At 36.1% G+C, this 18,861-nt stretch carries 16 protein-coding genes; 13 read left to right on the top strand and 3 right to left on the bottom strand.

Going from position 1 to position 18,861, the window contains the following annotated elements:
* Window positions 1-16 precede the first annotated feature (16 nt).
* From galU to HF078_RS19005, 8 genes are all read left to right on the top strand, one after another.
* Window positions 17-907: a UTP--glucose-1-phosphate uridylyltransferase GalU gene (gene galU / locus HF078_RS18970; RefSeq protein ID WP_169292557.1), complete on the top strand. Its 891-nt coding sequence runs from the start codon at window positions 17-19 to the stop codon at window positions 905-907.
* Window positions 908-912: 5 nt separating this feature from the next.
* Window positions 913-2,220 (top strand): UDP-glucose 6-dehydrogenase TuaD, encoded by a 1,308-nt coding sequence (gene tuaD / locus HF078_RS18975; protein ID WP_169292558.1) that lies wholly within the window; start codon window positions 913-915, stop codon window positions 2,218-2,220.
* A 125-nt stretch (window positions 2,221-2,345) separates the two neighbouring features.
* The gene (tuaE, locus tag HF078_RS18980) at window positions 2,346-3,845 is read left to right on the top strand and encodes a teichuronic acid biosynthesis protein TuaE (RefSeq protein ID WP_169292559.1); all 1,500 of its coding nucleotides are present in this window, start codon (window positions 2,346-2,348) and stop codon (window positions 3,843-3,845) included.
* Between the two features lies 1 nt (window position 3,846).
* A complete protein-coding gene (locus tag HF078_RS18985; protein WP_169292560.1) occupies window positions 3,847-4,614 on the top strand; it encodes a hypothetical protein in 768 nt (255 codons plus the stop codon).
* A gap of 15 nt (window positions 4,615-4,629) precedes the next feature.
* Window positions 4,630-5,388: a teichuronic acid biosynthesis protein TuaG gene (gene tuaG, locus HF078_RS18990; protein WP_169292561.1), complete on the top strand. Its 759-nt coding sequence runs from the start codon at window positions 4,630-4,632 to the stop codon at window positions 5,386-5,388.
* A 438-nt stretch (window positions 5,389-5,826) separates the two neighbouring features.
* Window positions 5,827-7,182: a sugar transferase gene (locus HF078_RS18995; RefSeq protein WP_169292562.1), complete on the top strand. Its 1,356-nt coding sequence runs from the start codon at window positions 5,827-5,829 to the stop codon at window positions 7,180-7,182.
* 347 nt (window positions 7,183-7,529) lie between these two features.
* Window positions 7,530-8,303 (top strand): tyrosine-protein phosphatase, encoded by a 774-nt coding sequence (locus HF078_RS19000; protein ID WP_169292563.1) that lies wholly within the window; start codon window positions 7,530-7,532, stop codon window positions 8,301-8,303.
* Window positions 8,304-8,478: 175 nt separating this feature from the next.
* A complete protein-coding gene (locus HF078_RS19005; RefSeq protein ID WP_169292564.1) occupies window positions 8,479-9,282 on the top strand; it encodes an SGNH/GDSL hydrolase family protein in 804 nt (267 codons plus the stop codon).
* A gap of 44 nt (window positions 9,283-9,326) precedes the next feature.
* Here HF078_RS19005 and tagU read toward each other — a convergent pair whose 3' ends face one another.
* Window positions 9,327-10,253 (bottom strand): polyisoprenyl-teichoic acid--peptidoglycan teichoic acid transferase TagU, encoded by a 927-nt coding sequence (gene tagU, locus HF078_RS19010; RefSeq protein ID WP_169292565.1) that lies wholly within the window; start codon window positions 10,251-10,253, stop codon window positions 9,327-9,329.
* Between the two features lie 156 nt (window positions 10,254-10,409).
* Window positions 10,410-11,114, bottom strand: coding sequence for a hypothetical protein (locus HF078_RS20810; RefSeq protein WP_205831684.1), 705 nt, complete (start codon window positions 11,112-11,114; stop codon window positions 10,410-10,412).
* Between the two features lie 140 nt (window positions 11,115-11,254).
* Between HF078_RS20810 and HF078_RS19020 the strand changes: the two genes are divergently transcribed.
* From HF078_RS19020 to HF078_RS19035, 4 genes are all read left to right on the top strand, one after another.
* Window positions 11,255-12,022: an SGNH/GDSL hydrolase family protein gene (locus HF078_RS19020; protein WP_169292566.1), complete on the top strand. Its 768-nt coding sequence runs from the start codon at window positions 11,255-11,257 to the stop codon at window positions 12,020-12,022.
* A gap of 66 nt (window positions 12,023-12,088) precedes the next feature.
* A complete protein-coding gene (locus tag HF078_RS19025) occupies window positions 12,089-14,275 on the top strand; it encodes a cell wall-binding repeat-containing protein (protein ID WP_169292567.1) in 2,187 nt (728 codons plus the stop codon).
* A 172-nt stretch (window positions 14,276-14,447) separates the two neighbouring features.
* Window positions 14,448-15,095 carry a hypothetical protein gene (locus tag HF078_RS19030; protein ID WP_169292568.1) on the top strand — a complete coding sequence of 216 codons (648 nt, stop codon included), beginning with the start codon at window positions 14,448-14,450 and terminating at the stop codon, window positions 15,093-15,095.
* Window positions 15,023-15,853 (top strand): cell wall-binding repeat-containing protein, encoded by an 831-nt coding sequence (locus HF078_RS19035; protein WP_169292569.1) that lies wholly within the window; start codon window positions 15,023-15,025, stop codon window positions 15,851-15,853. The genes HF078_RS19030 and HF078_RS19035 overlap by 73 nt, the downstream gene beginning before the upstream one ends.
* Window positions 15,854-15,905: 52 nt before the next feature.
* Here HF078_RS19035 and HF078_RS19040 read toward each other — a convergent pair whose 3' ends face one another.
* A complete protein-coding gene (locus HF078_RS19040) occupies window positions 15,906-16,271 on the bottom strand; it encodes a hypothetical protein (RefSeq protein WP_169292570.1) in 366 nt (121 codons plus the stop codon).
* A 272-nt stretch (window positions 16,272-16,543) separates the two neighbouring features.
* Here HF078_RS19040 and HF078_RS19045 point away from each other — a divergent pair, with 272 nt between their 5' ends.
* Window positions 16,544-18,823 (top strand): cell wall-binding repeat-containing protein, encoded by a 2,280-nt coding sequence (locus HF078_RS19045; RefSeq protein ID WP_169292571.1) that lies wholly within the window; start codon window positions 16,544-16,546, stop codon window positions 18,821-18,823.
* Window positions 18,824-18,861 lie beyond the last annotated feature (38 nt).

Here is an 18,861-nt window from a genome sequence, read left to right on the forward strand (position 1 = left end):
TTCTGAGGTGGAAACTATGACAATAAAAAAAGTAATTATTCCAGCAGCTGGTCTTGGTACTCGTTTTTTACCTGCTACGAAAGCCCAGCCGAAAGAGATGCTGCCAATTGTAGATAAACCGACTATCCAATATATCGTAGAAGAAGCAGTACAATCAGGGATTGAAGATATTATTATTGTTAGTGGAAGAGGGAAACGGGCAATTGAGGACCATTTCGATAAGTCCTATGAACTGGAAGAAACTTTAGAGAAAAAAGAAAAGTACGATATCTTACAAGAAATAAAATCCATTGCTAATTTAGCAAACATTCATTATATAAGACAAAAGGAACCCCTTGGCCTCGGCCATGCGATTTGGTGTGCAAGGAAGTTTATTGGAAATGATGCTTTTGGTGTCATGCTTGGTGACGATATCGTAAAAGGGGACACACCTTGTCTGCAACAACTGATCAACGTCTATGACAAATATGGGTCATCTGTAGTAGGGATTCAAAGCGTTCCTGATGCAGATGTCTCAAAATATGGTATTGTTTCTCCGAAAGAAGATAAGCTAGAAGAGAACGTTATCAACGTGGATGGATTTGTGGAGAAGCCGAAGCTTGCGGAAGCACCTTCGAACTACGCCATAATGGGTCGCTATGTGTTGACACCTGAAATATTCAATATTCTTGAGCATACCCCTAAAGGATCAGGCGGGGAGATACAATTGACAGATGCAATTAATACGTTAAATAGCCAACAACAGGTATTAGCCTATCAGTTCGGCGGAATACGCTATGATGTTGGAGATAAATTTGGATTTATCAAAGCAACAGTTGACTTTGCTCTTGATAGAGAAGATTTACGAGAAGAAGTGATAGAATATCTAAACTCCTTAGCTAATTCTAATTACATCACGAAAGGATAGGTAGTATGAAACGAATAGCAGTTATGGGAACCGGCTATGTTGGTTTAGTGTCGGGCACGTGTTTTGCGGAAATTGGGAATCGTGTTATTTGTTGTGATATAGACGAGCAAAAAATAAACAACCTGAAAAATGGGATTATTCCTATATATGAGCCAGGTCTGGAAGATTTGGTGAAACAAAACGCGGCAAAAGGAAATCTTTCTTTTACGACGGATATTGGAGCTGCCATCCAAGATTCTGATATTGTTTATATAGCTGTAGGAACCCCGATGGCAGAAACAGGAGAAGCTAATTTAAGCTATGTTGATGCTGTAGCAAAAACAATTGGTGAAAATCTGAACTCCTATAAAGTAGTTGTTAATAAAAGTACTGTCCCAGTAGGAACAGGTAAACGAGTATATAATATTATTCAAGAAGTTTCTGGAGGAAATCAAGAATTTGACGTTGTTTCCAACCCTGAATTCTTACGAGAAGGATCTGCCATTGAAGACACGATGAATATGGAACGTGCTGTTATTGGTGCATCAAGTGAAAAGGCTGCAGGCATCATCGAAGAGCTGCATGCTCCTTTTAATACGATTATTTTAAAGTCTGATTTAGAAAGCGCAGAAATGATCAAGTATGCTTCCAATGCCTTTTTAGCGACCAAAATTTCTTTCATTAATGATATCGCAAACATTTGTGAAGAAATTGGAGCGGATGTGACAAAGGTTGCGGAGGGAATGGGATTAGACAGCCGCATAGGCAAGAAGTTCCTTAATGCAGGAATAGGCTATGGAGGATCATGTTTCCCTAAAGATACGAGTGCTTTATTGCATATCGCAAGCTCAGTAGGGTATGACTTTAAATTAATCAGAGCAGTTATGGAAACTAATGATATTCAAAAAAGTAAGGTCGTAAAAAAAATCAAAGACGTTTTTGGTGATATTGAAGGTAAGAACTTTGCCATCCTTGGTTTGGCGTTTAAGCCTAATACAGATGATATGAGAGATGCTCCATCACTTGAAATAATTCCTGAATTACTTAACAATGGGGCGAAAATCAAAGCATTTGATGCTATTGCTATAGATGAAGCGAAGAAACATTTTGGAGATACTATTGATTATTACGATAACATCTATGAGGCACTTAGTGGTGCTGATGCTTGTATAATTGTGACAGATTCAGCTGAGGTAAAAGAGCTAGATTTAACTAAAGTAAAAGAATGCTTGGAAAACCCAATTGTCATTGATGGAAGAAACATTTTTGACTTGAATGAGGCAAAAAAACATTCCCTGATTTATCATTCAATTGGCAGACCGATAGTGGAATAAAGGTCATGTATTCTAAATGCTAGAAATGGAATAATAAAATTTAACATTATCATGGTAGAGATTTCCTGATTATCAGGATGTCTCTGCCAGCACATTAAAATAGTAGTTAGTTTAGGAGGAGGAAAATGAATCTGGGATTTACAGGCATTAGGCAAGTGGTAATCGGGATTGTTGGATTATTGCTTGGGGCTATACTAACAATAGGTTTAATCTTTATAGATAGACCAAACATTTATATCCCCTTGGTGTTACTAAATGTAGCGTTACTAGTATTAGTAATCTTAAAGCAATACCTTTTTGATAATAGATACTTGATGATTACTATCTATGTGTTATTAGGTGCAACTTTTTTGAATAATGCTTTTTTCTCTATTAACTTAGGGTTCTTTAGCTTATTTCCATATAGAATCCTGTTAATAATAGTAGGTTTTTTAATTGTCTTTAACTTGATTCGCAGTGACTTTAGGAAAGATTTGTGGACAAAATGGACGGATCTTAGGGTAAAAGGGAGTTTGCTTTTTTTTGTCTTTTGGCTGTATTATGCGCTCCTCACACTCTTATGGGCAAAGTCTGTAACAGAGGGTATTAAATACATATCAATTTTGGTGATGGGCATTTTCCTGATCTTTATTGTTACACTGTTTCTTAACGACCTTAAGAAGGTACTGAATTTTTATTACATATGGGTAATCATGTCAGTTTTTGTCATGTTGATCGGCTATTGGAACACCTTTACCAAGAACCATCTGCCCAGTTCCTCCTTACATTTAGGACCTGAATATAATCAACATTATCCTACATCTGTCTTTACTAACCAAAATGATTTTGCCACCTTCCTTTCCATATCGTTGTTCTTCTTTCTATCGCTAATTAGAAATGGTAAGAATAAGTATTGGAAAGCAGGAGGGATTGTTCTTTCCTTGGCGGCTCTGCATTTAATCATGTTGACCGAGTCAAGGGCCAGCCAGCTAGCTGTCATTGCAGGGATAGGTTTTTACGTGTTTTTATTGTGTAAAAGTGTTGTGAGAAAGTGGATATTGGCTTTAGGTGCAGTGGGAGCTTCTTTGTTTGTTCTCCTCTTTTACAATAAATTATGGTCGACCTTTTCCAGCTTATTTCTTAGCCCTACCATCCATGATGTTTCTGGAAGACTTCCATCTAATATAGGAAGAGCCAATTTAATGAGAAATGCTTTCAATTTCTCATTGGACTCCTTTGGTATGGGAGTTGGTGCAGGAAATACTGAATATTACATGGAGAACTACTCCATACATGATACGGACCAAGTGGTAAATGTGCATTTTTGGTTTTTGGAGATATTCACCAACTTTGGTATATTTGTCGTACTTGGTTATATAACTTTATATGCCTACCTAATGATTAAGTTATTCCAACATTTTAATAAAGGGTTAACCAATCAGTATAAGCTCATCACAGAAGCGATACTTGTGGCATTGGCAGCATTTGTTCTTTCAAGTATAAGCCCTAGCTCCGTTTCTAACCTGTTTTTCCATTGGGTACTTTTTGCATTTGGAATAGTTACGCTTAACATATTAAGAAAGAGAAAGAGTAACGAGAAAGTGGAATTATCGCCTACTCATAACCTTTTAAAAGAAGGAGAATAAGATGGAAAATATATTAAACTTACTTTTAAACAGAATAAAAAAATCCATTCCATTACTAATTATCATTCCATTGTTGCTAGCCGGATTAGGTTACTTTTTTGAAATGAAATCAGAACCTGTTGTCAGCTATGCTGCGAAAGCAGAAATAGAACTAGGTTTTTATAATGGTGACGAAAAGACGTTCGAAAAGATGAACAATGCTGAAGCAGTCAAAGGTATCATAACAAGTAATTCTTTTCTTGAATCCACTTTTCCTGATTACGAGCCTGAGGAGTTAGAAGCGATAAGGTCGGGTATCGTAATAAATACTGTATCTGGTACTTCCCTTGAGCTTATTTACCGTTCTGACAATGAAGAAGAGGTAGAAGAGGGGTTAGAACGATTAGTAGATGCCTTCTTAGTGAGAGACAAAGAGGAATTAGAGAAGAACTCATTACATTACGAAAATATTATAGAAGGAAAGACCTTAGAAGAAACTTACAAAATTTATAAAAATATTACAAAAGGAAACACCTCAGAAGAATCGGTGGGTAAAGCGGTTAACAGCGAGCTATCCCTACTAGTTGAACTATTAGAAATAACTATTGATTCTGAAGAAAAAAAATCATCCTTTTACCCAGCGGAGTTAACAGAGCCGGTTAGGGTGAGCGAGTCTCGTTCAGAGGATCTTTCTAGCAAAAAAAGAGCCGTTCTAGGCGGCTTGATCGGTGTAACGATTGTGTTTGGTTATATTGTCGTTCCGCTATTATTTAGAGAAGAAGATATGTAAAGGTGGTGTTTATGTATGTCTTCCTCATTGGTTTCAGTGATTACTCCCTCCTATAATGCGGAGAAGTTTATAGCAGCAACAATCGAATCAGTTCGAACTCAAACATATACAAATTGGGAAATGATCATTGTTGATGATTGTTCAAAGGATACAACAAGAGAAATCTTAAAAGAATATGCTGCATTAGATCCAAGAATAAAGCCGATCTTTCTAGAAGAAAACAGCGGTGCAGCGGTGGCAAGGAATACCGCTTTAAAAGCAGCCCAAGGAGACTATGTTGCTTTCTTGGACAGTGACGACTTATGGGTGCCTGATAAGCTGGAAAAACAATTGGCTTTTATGCAGAAAAATGATTATGCATTCAGCTTTACTGCGTACAACTTAATGGATGAAGACGGCAAACCACTTGATAAAGTGATTGATGTTCCTAAGCAAATTGATTACAAAGGACTTCTGAAAAACACGATAATTGGATGTCTGACTGTAATGATCGACACAAGAAAAGTAGAACCTTTGCAGATGCCATTAATTCGGACAAGGCAAGATTTTGCACTCTGGTTAAAAGTCCTGCGTCAAGGTCATATTGCATATGGAATGCAGGAGCCTTTGGCCAACTATCGAATTGTCGAAGGGTCTATCTCAAGTAACAAATTAAAGACAGCCAAAAGAAATTGGTACGTTTATCGAGAAATTGAAAAGCTAAGCCTACCTTATGCAAGCTGGTGCTTTGTTAATTATGCTTTCTATGCAATAAAAAAACGAGTACAAGCCTAAATTTTATAAGGTACAAAAGTAAGAGTCCTTCCAAATTTGAAAGGGCTCTTTTTGTATAGAAACTTTCTTCCGTGTTTTACGTCTTATTTATTGGGTATAAAAATGAGGAGTTGTCTTTTCAGGGTGTCACAATCTTGACATAAAAATAATGTAGAAATATGACTTACAACAGTTTATATTTAGATACAATGGTACATGGTTTAGGTTGGTTTAGGTCAATCAAAAAATTGGAGAAAAACTAGTTGTTTCAGGGAATGTAGAGGAAATATGCTTTTGCATTCCCTTCTTGTAGAATTATCCATTATAATAGGAGATTTGGATTGACTAAATATGGCACTGTTTGTACAAGGAAAAATGTGATACGCTAATTTTAAAATTGTTGTTGTAATACTATTTTAGGGTTTGTCCATTAAAAGAATAATTAAAGGGGTTTTGAGCTTGGGCAATTTACTTGATGAAAAAAGTCGTCGTCTGCTGTTTATATTAATTGATCTACTAATCATAACCATATCATATCTCTTAGCTTTTTATGTACGGTACGAAACCTATGACGCAAAGAACTGGGAATCATTCCTAGTTGTCTTGCCGTGGGTACTCTTAATCAGCACGTTCTTCTTATCCGTGTATGAAGTTAATCCTTCTCGAAGAAAGCGGTTCTTTGACTACATCGGAAGTATATTAGTCAGTACTTTTTCCATCACTGTCGCTACCATGGCAATTTCTTTCTTTTTCCGAGCATTTGGTTTACCAAGATCAGTAATATTATTATCATTTGTATTCTCAGTTGTGCTATTGATGATTTGGAAAGTGCTATTCATTTACTTTAAGAAAGCAACTAATCCCGAAGATATTCTGCTCATATGTAAGCCACAAGACAAATTAAGGCTTACTTATCAGATAAAAGATACTTTTGCTTCTAAAGTTAACATCAAGTATGCAGAATACCACACACCACTTGAAGAGACATATAGAGCTATTAAGAAGTCTGATTCCGTTATTTTAGGTCCAAAGGATACAGACGAGAAAAAAAGCTCCATCATCTATTATACTTTCAAAAATAAAAAGAATTTATACTTAGTGCCATCTTTCTATGATCTATTGTTATCTAAATCAGACATTACTCCTTTTGAAGATACTATGGCTCTTTCTGTAAAAAAATTCGGATTAACTGTCGATCAACAAATCCTAAAGAGAGCTTTTGACCTTGCCGTTTCCATTTTAGTTCTTCCATTTATCCTTCCTTTCTTTTTATTGGGAGTATTACTAATCAAGATTCAGGAGCCTAGAGGTTCGATCTTCTACTCTCAAGCCCGTTTAGGAAAAGATAACAAAGAGTTCCAAATCTTGAAGCTTCGTACGATGATAGAGAACGCAGAGAAAGCTACAGGACCTATGTTGGCTACTGACAAAGATCCTCGGATTACTAAAGTCGGGAACTTCTTGAGAGCTACAAGAATTGACGAATTACCTCAAATCTTTAATGTATTAAAAGGGGATATGTCGATTGTCGGCCCGAGACCGGAGAGAAGTTTCTTTATTGAGCAGTTTAAAAAGGACATCAGCTCCTATCAATACCGTAACACTGTAAAACCTGGCATAACTGGTTATGCACAAATTATGGGGAAATACACAACAAGTGTAGAGGATAAGTTACGGTTTGATCTTCACTATATCCGTAATTTCTCAGTGATGTTTGATATTGTCATCATATTAAGGACTGTTCTGGTAATGGTTGATAAAACCAAGTCAGAAGGAGTTAAGGAATCCCAAACTGTAAATCAAAAAACCTCATAAAAAGACCATGGAGTCTCCAAGGTCTTCAGCTTGTAGAGAAACCCTATGTATTTCTCTACAAGCTTTTTTCTTTTGGTCGCACATTTTATAAAAACGGTTGTCGAGACTTTCTCGATAGCCTGAACACCTTTTTTTAAGTGTTTTTTTACTTTGGAGGTTTATTTGTTAGAAAGATAGTGAAATAAATAATAGATAAGGTTCATTTAATAGGAATAATATACAAAGTATAATTTTCCTCTTTCGACAAAATGTACCCATATATAATACCTTTCTACTGTGCTAATATTATGATAGACTAAGTAAGAAATAAAAATGGTATAAAAGTACTATTTTTGGAGGTTTTAAATATGATAGATATTCACTGTCACATCCTTCCATCGGTAGATGATGGTGCCAGACACATGACAGAAAGTTTGGAAATGGCCCGTGCTGCCTATAGTGAAGGTATAACAAAAATAGTCGCAACTCCTCACCATAACAACGGGCAATATTATAATACAAGAGAAGAGATACTTGAAAAGGTAGAAGAGTTGAACGAACGATTGGAAAAAGAAGGAATTAACATTACTGTGTTACCTGGTCAGGAGACTAGGATCTCAGGAGAACTGTTGGAACAATATGAAAGAGACGAACTGCTGACAATGAATGACGGGGATAAATATATATTTATAGAATTACCTTCAAGTCAAGTGCCTCTATATACGGAAAAAATTATCTATGATATACAGATGAAAGGCCTCACCCCAATTATTGTACATCCCGAGAGAAATGCTGAATTGATAGAAAATCCAGAGAAACTTTACCAATTAGTAAAAAAAGGCGCATGCACACAGGTAACCGCTGCAAGTGTAGCCGGTAAATTTGGAAAGAAGATAAAAAAGTTCTCTTTAGAACTTATTGAAAGCAATCTGACTCATTTTGTTGCATCAGATGCTCATAATTTAAAGGGAAGAAATTTTCAAATGTTGGAAGCATTTAGTGTAATTGAAAAAGAATGTGGTCCTGATGCAAAATATTTGTTTTTAGAAAATGCTGAATTGCTGGTGGAAGGTTCCATGATTATAAAAGAAGTACCTGAGAGAATAAAGAAGAAAAAGAAGTTATTTGGTATATTAGGGTAGGAGAAAAAAGAGGTGCTCATTTTTGAGATGCCTCTTTTTTCTTTAATTTTCAATAATCGGTCGTACGTACAATTAGCGGACATATGCATAAATCTAGAAGAATATTACTTTTCCTATTGCCAAAACTATTGAAAAGTATTAAAAAAGTAGTATATTTGGTATGAGGTGGTAATAAATGAGAACGATAATGATGTTAGTGGTTTTAACTTGTATCGGTGCAATAGTATATGGCAATTTTCATTGGAACGCTAAATTGGGTTCTGCAATGGATCAAGAATATATGAGTCCAAGCGCCAATACCAATCCATCAAATACTAATGAAAAAGTGGTGGAAAATAAGGAAGAGTTGACGGAGCAAAATTTTGGGGTGATCCCTTTAGAAGTATCAGAATTCCTTTTAGAAAAACAAAGTAAAGGTGAAGTAGTAGAACTTGTAATTATCGGCTCAGAGGTTAACGAGTTAGCCGATAATAAATGGTCTAGATTGTTCAAAGAAGAGTTGGAAACTACATATGATGGACTTTTTAACATAACAGTAAATGCTATACCTGGTGAAGTGACGACAGCTGATGTAGTGAATGAAGGTCTCTATTTGGAGAATTTAGGTGTAAAACCTGACATTGTTATTTTGGAGCCGTTTTTACTGGAAAGTAACGGTTTTATTATAATAGAACATTCTCTTCAGAACATTTCAACTATGATTGACGGTTTAAAAGAGAAGAATCCTGAACTTTTTGTGTTTCTGCAACCTGGACAACCTCTTCGAAATGCAACTTATTACCCCATGGATGTTGAGGAGTTAAAAACATGGGCGGAAGAGAATGGTTATCCTTACATTAACCATTGGGAAAGTTGGCCAAAAGAACCAGACGAGGTTTCAAAATACATAGTAAATGACGATATTATACCGAATGAAGAAGGTCACAAAATCTGGGCAGAGCATTTAATAGAGTATTTTATTGGTGAAACTAAGAATTAAGAAATAAGAAAGAGGGCTCCATAAAATTGGTAGCCCTCTTTCTGTTAGTTATTTTTCGCAACTTCAGAGTCTAGCTCTAGATGCTCTTTTAGCTGGTTGGAAAGTGCCAAGCGATCGTTTTCATCTACAAGTAGATAGTAGATGTTATTAATTTTTGTACCAGTTCCTGTTAACTGGTGTTGAGAAAGTGTATGACGTGCTTCTTTATAGTTTGACTGAATGTCCACCATTTCATCAAATGTTAAATTGGTACGGACATTATTACCTAATATGTCAAGAATGTCGTCAATTTTTGTGACGGAAGAAATGGATGCACCTTTGTTAATAACACCTTGAATAACATCACGCTGTCTTTGCTGTCTACCAAAGTCGCTATCAATATAGCGCATTCTTGAAAAACTCAGAGCTTCATCTCCGTCTAAATCAATTTCTCCTAAGGGGAAATGATGTCCATTATGACTGAATTCCAATTTGTTATTTACCGTAACACCGCCAACTGCATCTACTATATCCTTAAAGCTTTCCATATTTACTTGAACAAAATAATCTATGGGAATATCAAGAAAGTTCTCCACAGTCGCAATAGACATTTCTGGACCACCGAATGCATACGCGTGGTTAATTTTATCATCAAAACCTTTTCCGATTATTTCTGTTCTTGTATCACGTGGGATACTTACCATTTGAATTGACTTTTCATTTGGATTAACGGTCAGAACAATCATAGAATCTGAACGCCCTCTATCTCCAGGTCTTTCGTCTACCCCTAAAATCAGAAAAGCTAATGGATCTTTTTGATTGAAGTCAATTTCAGTCGTTCTTTTTTCTGAGTTAGACCTTTCAAGTGGAGCGTGCATAGAAGATGCAGCATCTTCAAGCGACTTATACACACTAAAAGCAAAGACTCCAACACCTATAGTTGCAATACCTAAAACACTTACTAATATAATAAACCATTTTTTTTTGAACATTTTGCACTCTTCCTTTTTTTATATTCTAGTTTTGATTATATGTGTAATCGTTTGTTTATACAATTACTTCTTGTATCTGAAGAAATTATTCATGAAATATTACAAAATAACCTCAACTTTTATGGTTAAGTTGAGGTATCTCTTTTTAATGCTCTACTATTGGATAAGATTTAATTTTTTTTCACGAATTTCTTCTAATCTTTCAGTAATCAGAAGTGTGTCCATTGCTTTTAATTCTTCCATTAAGAGAAACTCTTCCAAATCTTCAATTTGTTGCATAGATAGCTTAGTAGCTAAATCATTTAACGGTAGATTTGAAAATGAACTTGATGACTCAGAAGTGTGGTTATCTTTTTCTATGAGTATTGTAATTACATTTGTGAAAATGTATGTATTAAGTGTTGAGAAATTTGACTCCATTTCCTCAAAGGTGTCAATAAGAAAATCCTTGGACAAAGGTGTGGCTAAAACTTCTATATTTTCCTCTTCAATTTCTACCGAGTCCATAATTTCTTCAGGTTCTGGCTCAGGGTCTGGATTGGGCTTTGGCACAGGTTCAGGTTTAGGTTCTGGCTTAGGTTCAGGTTTAGGTTCTGGCTTAGGTTCAGGTTTAGGTTCTGGCTTAGGCTCTGGTTTAGGTTCAGGTTTAGGCTCTGGCTTAGGTTCAGGTTCCGGCACAGGCTCCGGTTCTGGATCTGGCGTAATCGGATCAATAATCGGATCTGTATTTAAGTATAGGTACTTTTCTTTTTGATTTTTTATGTAATTGCTTTTTACTTCTCCATAGGACAATGATCCAAATCCTAATACTATAGTAGAAAAAGCAAGAGTGGATATTAAAGCAACACGAGATTTTACCATAATTCCCTCCTAATATTTTTATATAAATCTTGTTATTTGGACTTATTTTATCATATTTTGTAAAAATTTGCTTGTGAATCTATTAGTTTATAAAGAATATGTATATAATTGTGGTAGATTCTTTATAGGAGTGTAAAAAGATGAAAAATATTATCATTATACTATTATGTACGGTAGCAATATCTTTAATATTTTTAGGTAAGGTGCAGTATGATAATAAAATTGCACAGGCGGGAAAAGTTTCAAATCAAGACCAACCTAGCGAGTTAGTGAACAACAATCTACTAGATTTAACAAGAAATATGAGTGATGAATTACAAAATAGTTTAAAGAAAAAAATGGATTCTGAAGAAACTATCAAAGTGTTAATTGTTGGATCTGACGCAATTATGAATAGTGATTCCAACAATCTACCTTGGCCATTACAGTTGAAAAATGCGCTAGAAGAGAACTATGGAATACATACTTTTAATGTTGAAATAATGAACTTTGAAAAAATAACTACCAATCATTTAATCGAAATTAAAGGGCATGAGAAAATAGCTGCAGTAGGGCCAGATATTTTAATAATTGAGCCGTTACTTTTGAATGATAATGCTTTTGTGAAAATGGAAGATACATTAGGGAATTTAGAGAAGATTATCAGCTTAGTTAAACAGATTAACGATGAAGCATATGTGATAGTACAACCACCTAATCCTATATATGAACCAGATACGTATTTGGAACAAGTTAGCGCATTGGAAGAGTTCGCGATGCAAAATAAGATCAAGTACTTTGACCATTGGGAGACTTGGCCAGACACATCTTCTGAAAATATCAAATCGTTTCTCCAAGGCACTTTCCCAAATGCTAAAGGGCAAAGCATTTGGGCTGAGTTTATAATAGAATATTTTATTGCAGATTAAAGGGGAATTTCATCATTATTTATAGAAATCGATTGAATAGTAATAGCAAATAAGGGGGATGATTTTTTGAAGAGAATTAAGTTATTAACTTTATTTATGGTATTCACTTTAGTATTACCTCAATCCGTAGATGCACAAGAGACCAATCTATGTGTGCAACCTTTATACGAAGAGATTGATTTATTGCTAACAAGAGAAGCCTTGTCTGAAGAAATCCCACCAGAGATAGTTAAAGCAATTGCTTTTGAAGAATCTGGTTGGATGCAGTGTGAAGATGGAGAGCCGTTGGTTGCGCCAGATAATGGCATTGGGATCATGCAAATAACGGACCATTCAAATGAATATGATGAAGAGAGATTAAAGTATGACATAGAATATAACATCCGAGTTGGGGTTAGTATTCTAAATGAAAAATACGGTTATAGCGGCATTAATACTCCAGTGTTAAATGATGGAGCCCGCGATACTATTGAGAATTGGTATTTTGCGGTAATGGCATATAACGGGATTAAACAGGTGAATAGTCCATTAATCAGAGCTACTGGAGAAAGAAATTTTGAATCCTATCAAGATCGAGTTTTTCAGCGTATTGGTAAAAGTTCGGATCTGAATTTAAATATTGCTTTAGAAGCTATAGAATTGTCCCATCTAAATTATGGTGAAAACGGATCATTATCTTTTGATAAAATGGCTTATACACAAGAAGGAATTTTACATAAAACAAAGCATAAGTTTCAGCCAAAGGAACTTGTTGTAGCAACAGAGGAAGTTAACATTAGAAGTACCCCTGGGGCTACGGGGACAAGTCTTGGGAAAATTAATCAAGAAGTAGTCATGATTGAAGACTCGTTTATTTTTGATACAGCTACAAATAATAGAAATTTTAATCATTTTGTTTGGTATCCTGTATCTAACGAACTAGAAGGTATTAAGAAGAATGGGTATGTCGCTTCTTCTTATTTAACTTCTTTCGGTAAAAGAATATCTGGTCCAGATAGATATTCTACAGCTAACGAAATAGCACGTGAAGGTTGGGAAACAGCTGAGACAGTTATTATTGCAAGTGGCCAAAACTTCCCGGATGCTTTGGCAGGTGCACCTCTAGCGTATAAACTAGATGCTCCAATTCTTTTAACTAAAAAAGACAGTCTTCCAGAGCAGACAATGAAAATGATTGAGGAGCTTGGTGCTAAGAAAGTAATCATACTAGGGGGCACGGGTGCTGTCAGTGATGATGTGAAGAAGAGCATTGAGAAAATTAAAAGTGTTGAAGTGGAACGAATAAGCGGTGCAAGCCGTTATGAAACAGCTGTTAAGATTGCAGAACGTTTGGGAGGCGCACCAGAGAAAGTAGTAATTGCTAACGGATCAAATTTTCCAGATGCACTTGCTATTGCTCCTTATGCAGCAAAAAACGGCTACCCAATACTGTTAATCAAAGAAAAATCTAAAACTATTAATGAGCCAACAGCAAAATTATTGAAAGATAAAGAGATTAAACAAACAATTGTAGCGGGAGGCACCTCTGCAGTTACGGATGAGGTGTTGAAAGAATTACCAGGAGGGAAACGTATTTCGGGTAAAGACCGTTATGCCACATCTGTTGAAATTATAGAAGAGCTAAACCTTCCCACTGAAAATATCTATACAGCTACAGGTCGCTCATTTGCGGATGCTTTAACAGGTTCTGTCCTTGCAGCGAAAAAAGGAACATCTATTTTACTTGTTGATGATAAAGAAAGACCAGTCGTTGCAGAATTGGTAAGTGATAGAAACCTTTCTAACTTCCAAGTTCTTGGTGGCAGAAGTGCGGTAAATGATACAGCTCTAAATTTACTCTTTAAAGCTAGTAAAGGTATCTACAATACTGCTGCTTTAAGTGAAGAAGAAAGAAAAGTAATTGAGTTGGTTAATGCAGAGCGTAAAAAGCATGGTGTTAATCCACTTTATACCCATGTGCAATTAAGTTTGGTAGCAAGAGAGAAATCTTTAGACATGAAAGCTAATGGTTATTTCAATCATGAAAGTCCTGTTTATGGCACTCCATTTGAGATGATGGAACATTTTAATATTGATTACACGAGTGCTTCAGAGAATATTGCTAGAGGTCACAAGAGTCCCGAGGAAGTTGTTAATGCTTGGATGAACTCAGACGGTCACAGGGCAAATATACTAGACCCTGAAATGACACATATTGGTGTAGGGTATGAAAAAGAATTACGACATTGGACACAAATGTTTATTGGAAAATAATAAGTTCATTGGAGAATCTAAAAAAGGTTCTCCATTTTTTGTGTACACTTATTAATCCATTTTACTTTTATTGGTAATGATTAGTGTATTTATCTTGTAATCTTGTAATCATAGAAAAGGACCGACAAATTTTAAGGGGGAAATTAGCTAGTATAATATTGAAAAAGGCGTTATGATTCTTAATGATAAGTTTGGGAGATTCAGTGGGACGGTAATTCTAACACTTAATGATGGTAACCGTAACTATATTGAGAACTGGTATTTTACATTGATGGCTTATAATGGGATTGTGCCAAAAAATAGTCCTATCATTCTTATTGAAGAAAATAAAAAAGGACAAAGAAACATGAAGTCCTACCAAGATCTTGTGCTTACAGCATTGGAAAATGAGAATCCTGGTATGTACCAAAATCGCACTCTCGTCCAAATCAAACCGGAAGATATAGAGTATGTAAAAGGTGCAGGTGGAAAAGAAATAATAAATTTTAAAAAGAAAAATTACACTGTCTATGGTCCGCTGACACATACTGCTCATACATTTGGTCCTGAAGATTTAGTAAGGTTGGATGAAAAGGCTGGAAGAAGATCGGAACCAAGTACGCTTAAGAAGACTTTAGATTATTTTAATCCAGGTGTTTTAACAATAGAAAGTTTATTTAAAACTGATGAAACACCTAAAATTAATGCAGAAGGTTCGTACAATCATTTTGGGTGGTATTCAGCATCGAACGGAGCGTTAAAGGATGAATGGATAAAGCGGAAACTGTTATTATTGCAAACGGAAGCAACTTTCCAGATGCTTTATCTGGTGCCCCATTAGCGTATAAATTAAATGCACCTATCTTACTTACTTCCGGTAAAGATTCTAAACTAACTGAGTCTACTAAAATCAGAATAAAAGAGTTAGGTGCAAGGAAGGCTATCATCCTTGGAGGGGAAAGTGCAGTTTCTTCTGAGGTTCAAACTACCTTGAAGAACATGAATTTGACAGTCAAACGAGTTGCTGGAAAAGATCGATATGAAACAGCTTCATTGATTGCCACTGAATTAGGCGGTACTTTCAAAGCGGTTATCGCAAGTGGAAGTAATTTCCCTGATGCCCTAGCAATTGCACCTTACGCAGCAAGAAATGGTATTCCGATATTACTGACTAAGGGTGGGGAAACTGAACCTTTAAACAGTTATGCCTCCAATGTAATTAAAAGTAAAAAGATAACATCCACTATAGTGGTGGGAGACATGAAGGTTGTAAGCAAAAAAGCATACGATGCTCTTCCAAAACCAGATCGCATAGCAGGGAAAGATCGTTACGCTACATCCGTTGCAATCATTGAAGAACTTAACTTGCCAACAGATATGCTATATGTTGCAACCGGAAAAGGTTTTGCAGATGCATTGACAGGATCTGTTTTAGCAGCCAAGGAAAATGCAGCTATCTTGTTAATTGGTAACATACAAAACCAAGAGAGCGTTGAAACGACGAATCTCATAGCAAAACATAATATAGATACTTTTTATGTATTAGGTGGAGACTCTGCAGTCAATAATGATGTCTTGAGCAGGCTTATCCTTAAATAACAATAATCCCTACTTCAATAAAAAGAAGTGGGGATTACTTATTTAAGTATTCTCATAATTGAAAAAGTGCAATAATCCATATAGTTAGTGTTAAAAGCAATACTCCACCAGTAATAATGGCAGCCTTTTTGGCGTGAGCCATGTCCTTGACATAGTATAGAACAAAAAGTATTGGAACTAAAAACCATGGAATGGAGAGTAATAGAGCAAGCAAGTAAAAGGTGAAAATTCCTTCCGTGTAGGCAAATTTGATAATAAGTGCAGGTAGTCCCAGTGCAACACTGGATAGGCAGGATACCATGATCATTTGTATCCAATATGTTTCAAAGAAAAGCGAGAAATTTTCTCTTTCAAAGGCAATATTGAATTTTGGTCGTTTTAGCTTTAATGCAGGCAGAAACCGTTTTGTAAATTCCATTAGGAACCTCCCCTTTACTTTTCTAGTCTCATCATATGTACGGCATTCTAGTAGTATTCCTACTTTACTTTATTCCCCATTTACTAGTTTCCTAACGTTTTTTTCCTTATTTTTAAGAAATAATAAAACACAATCATTGACATTTTTGGCGCATACACGACAATATCGGCAAATAAAAGACAAATTCCCTATTTATTCTCTTGTAAACTATTTGTTAATATTAATACTGTAATGAAATAATTGTAGTTTAATAACAAGGAGGAAAGTTTTTCGTGCAAAAAAGTATTATTGCCGTAAAGTTGTGTTTGCTATTCTTGCTGATACTGGCTGTAGATAAAGGCCACGCAGAATGGAATGCGGAGGAGCATTCTGTTCATTCAAGTGGAAATGCTACAGTGTCTTTAGAAAGTTATGAAGTATCAGTTTCCAATGGAGAGACTTCTGCTGCAAGTATTTATTATGAGGGGGTACTTCTGGAAGAGCTAGAGATAGATCTTGCTGAATTTACCACGATATTCACTTGGACTGTTAACAATAAAAGATATGTATTGCTAGAGAAAAAAAAGAAGGGTACTGGCAGCTTTACGCAATTCACTGTCATTCAATTGGCCGATGGTAAACTGAAACCTGTGTATATTTCAGATGATTATAAGATGGGTTCTGTAGATGTTCATTCTGACAGAGTCATAGTAACTTATGTAGATGCAAATGCGAGTCTTGTAGATAGTGTCACGCTACTAAAAGATACATATAAGCAGGCTGAAGATGGTTCTTTAACTTTAGTAAAGAAAGCTGAAAAACAGAAAGTTACGAAAGAAACTGTCACAGAGAGCTTTTCTTTTCAATCTACTGGGGATAATCGTATTGTGGGAGAAAATCCTTCGAACGCTGAATTGAATATCATGTTAACGCAGGAAGCGATTATAGCTGGTATTCCTCCTGAGCTTGTAAAAGCTATCGCATGGCAAGAAAGTTCTTGGAGACAATTCCGTACATCAGATGATCCAAGTGGCCTTTGGAAAAAGGGAGATGCGGTGGTTTCATTTGATGGTGGTATTGGTATCATGCAAATTACAGAGCCTAACATGACTGCTGACCGTGAACTTAGGTTAAAAGAGGATATTCGTTACAACATTCAAGAAGGTTTAAGAATTTTAAAGGAAAAGTGGAGCTACAGCAGTTGGGAGCGCATTCCTAAAATAAATGGAAATGACATGAATGTTATAGAGGATTGGTATTTTGCGGTGATGGCTTATAATGGTATTTCACGTAGAAATGACCCGCAATATTATCCAGATAATACGTACCAGGATGTCATTTATCGCCATATTGAGCGTATGGCACAACTGACTGTCACAAAGTTTCCTGAATCACAACTAAGAAATGATATTTATTACAACGAAGCAGGATCTCTTCATTTCAGAAAAGATCGTTATTATGTAAGTGGACCTTTCACCACTTCTAAGCACTTTTTTGCAAACAATGATCTTGTGAAAGCAACCGAGAGCGGCGTAAGGTTAAGAAAGTCGCCAGAGGGTGCGGAGATAAGATTGACTACAGCAGGAGAAACTCTGCAGATTGTTGGTCCTTATCAAGCTGGAAACAACAGCAATAACCATTTTGTCTGGTATCCTGTGAAAGATATGAGTTCAAAGGAAACGTATTACATCGCGTCTACTTACTTAGATAACGTCCGGATTTCAGGACCTAACCGTTATGCGACAGCTGTTAGTATTGCAAGAACAGGCTGGGATAAGTCGGACACAGTACTGCTTGCGCGCGGGGATAATTTTCCAGATGCATTGGCTGGAACACCGCTTGCCTATAAGCTGAATGCACCTATCCTACTTACAAAGAAAAATGATTTAACAGAAGAAACAAAAAATGAATTGGTGCGTCTGGGAGCCAAAAATGTTGTCATTCTTGGTGGAACAGGGGCTATTTCAGATACAGTTTCCACAAATGTCCGCAATCTGGGGATAGAAGTAAAACGTATTGCAGGAGCGAACCGTTTTGAAACGGCTAAGTTGATTGCAAACGAAATGGGGACAAGCTTCTCCAATGCTGTGGTGGTAAATGGGTACGGCTTCCCTGATGCCCTTGCTATTGCACCGTATGCAGCAAGAAACGGCATTCCTATTTTGTTGACGGAAAAGAACTATATTCCAGGTCCAACGAAAACCATTCTTAACTCAGCTAGTAAGACCATTGTTGTAGGCGGAACGGCTGTTGTAAATCAAAATCTATTAAATGCAATGCCAAAAGCAACCAGAATTTCTGGTGCAACGAGATACGAAACGGCATATAAAATTGGCACGCAGTTTAACTTTTCTTCTAATGAAGGGTTGGCTGTAAGTGGGACAGATTTCCCTGATGCACTGACAGGTTCTGTTTTGGCTGCAAAACGCAATGCGCCATTACTATTAGTGAATCCAACGTACTTACCGGAGGAAACATTGCAGTTGGCTCGTGCAAGAGACTTTTCTCAAATATCTGTACTAGGTGGTACATCCGCCGTGCGTACGGATACAGTTATCAATCTAGTTAAATAGTCTTAATGAAAAAACGTCTATAATATTACATTATAGCG

Origin of the sequence: Bacillus sp. RO2, from assembly GCF_012911845.1 — a bacterium.
Taxonomy (GTDB): Bacteria; Bacillota; Bacilli; order Bacillales; family Bacillaceae_I; genus Sutcliffiella_A.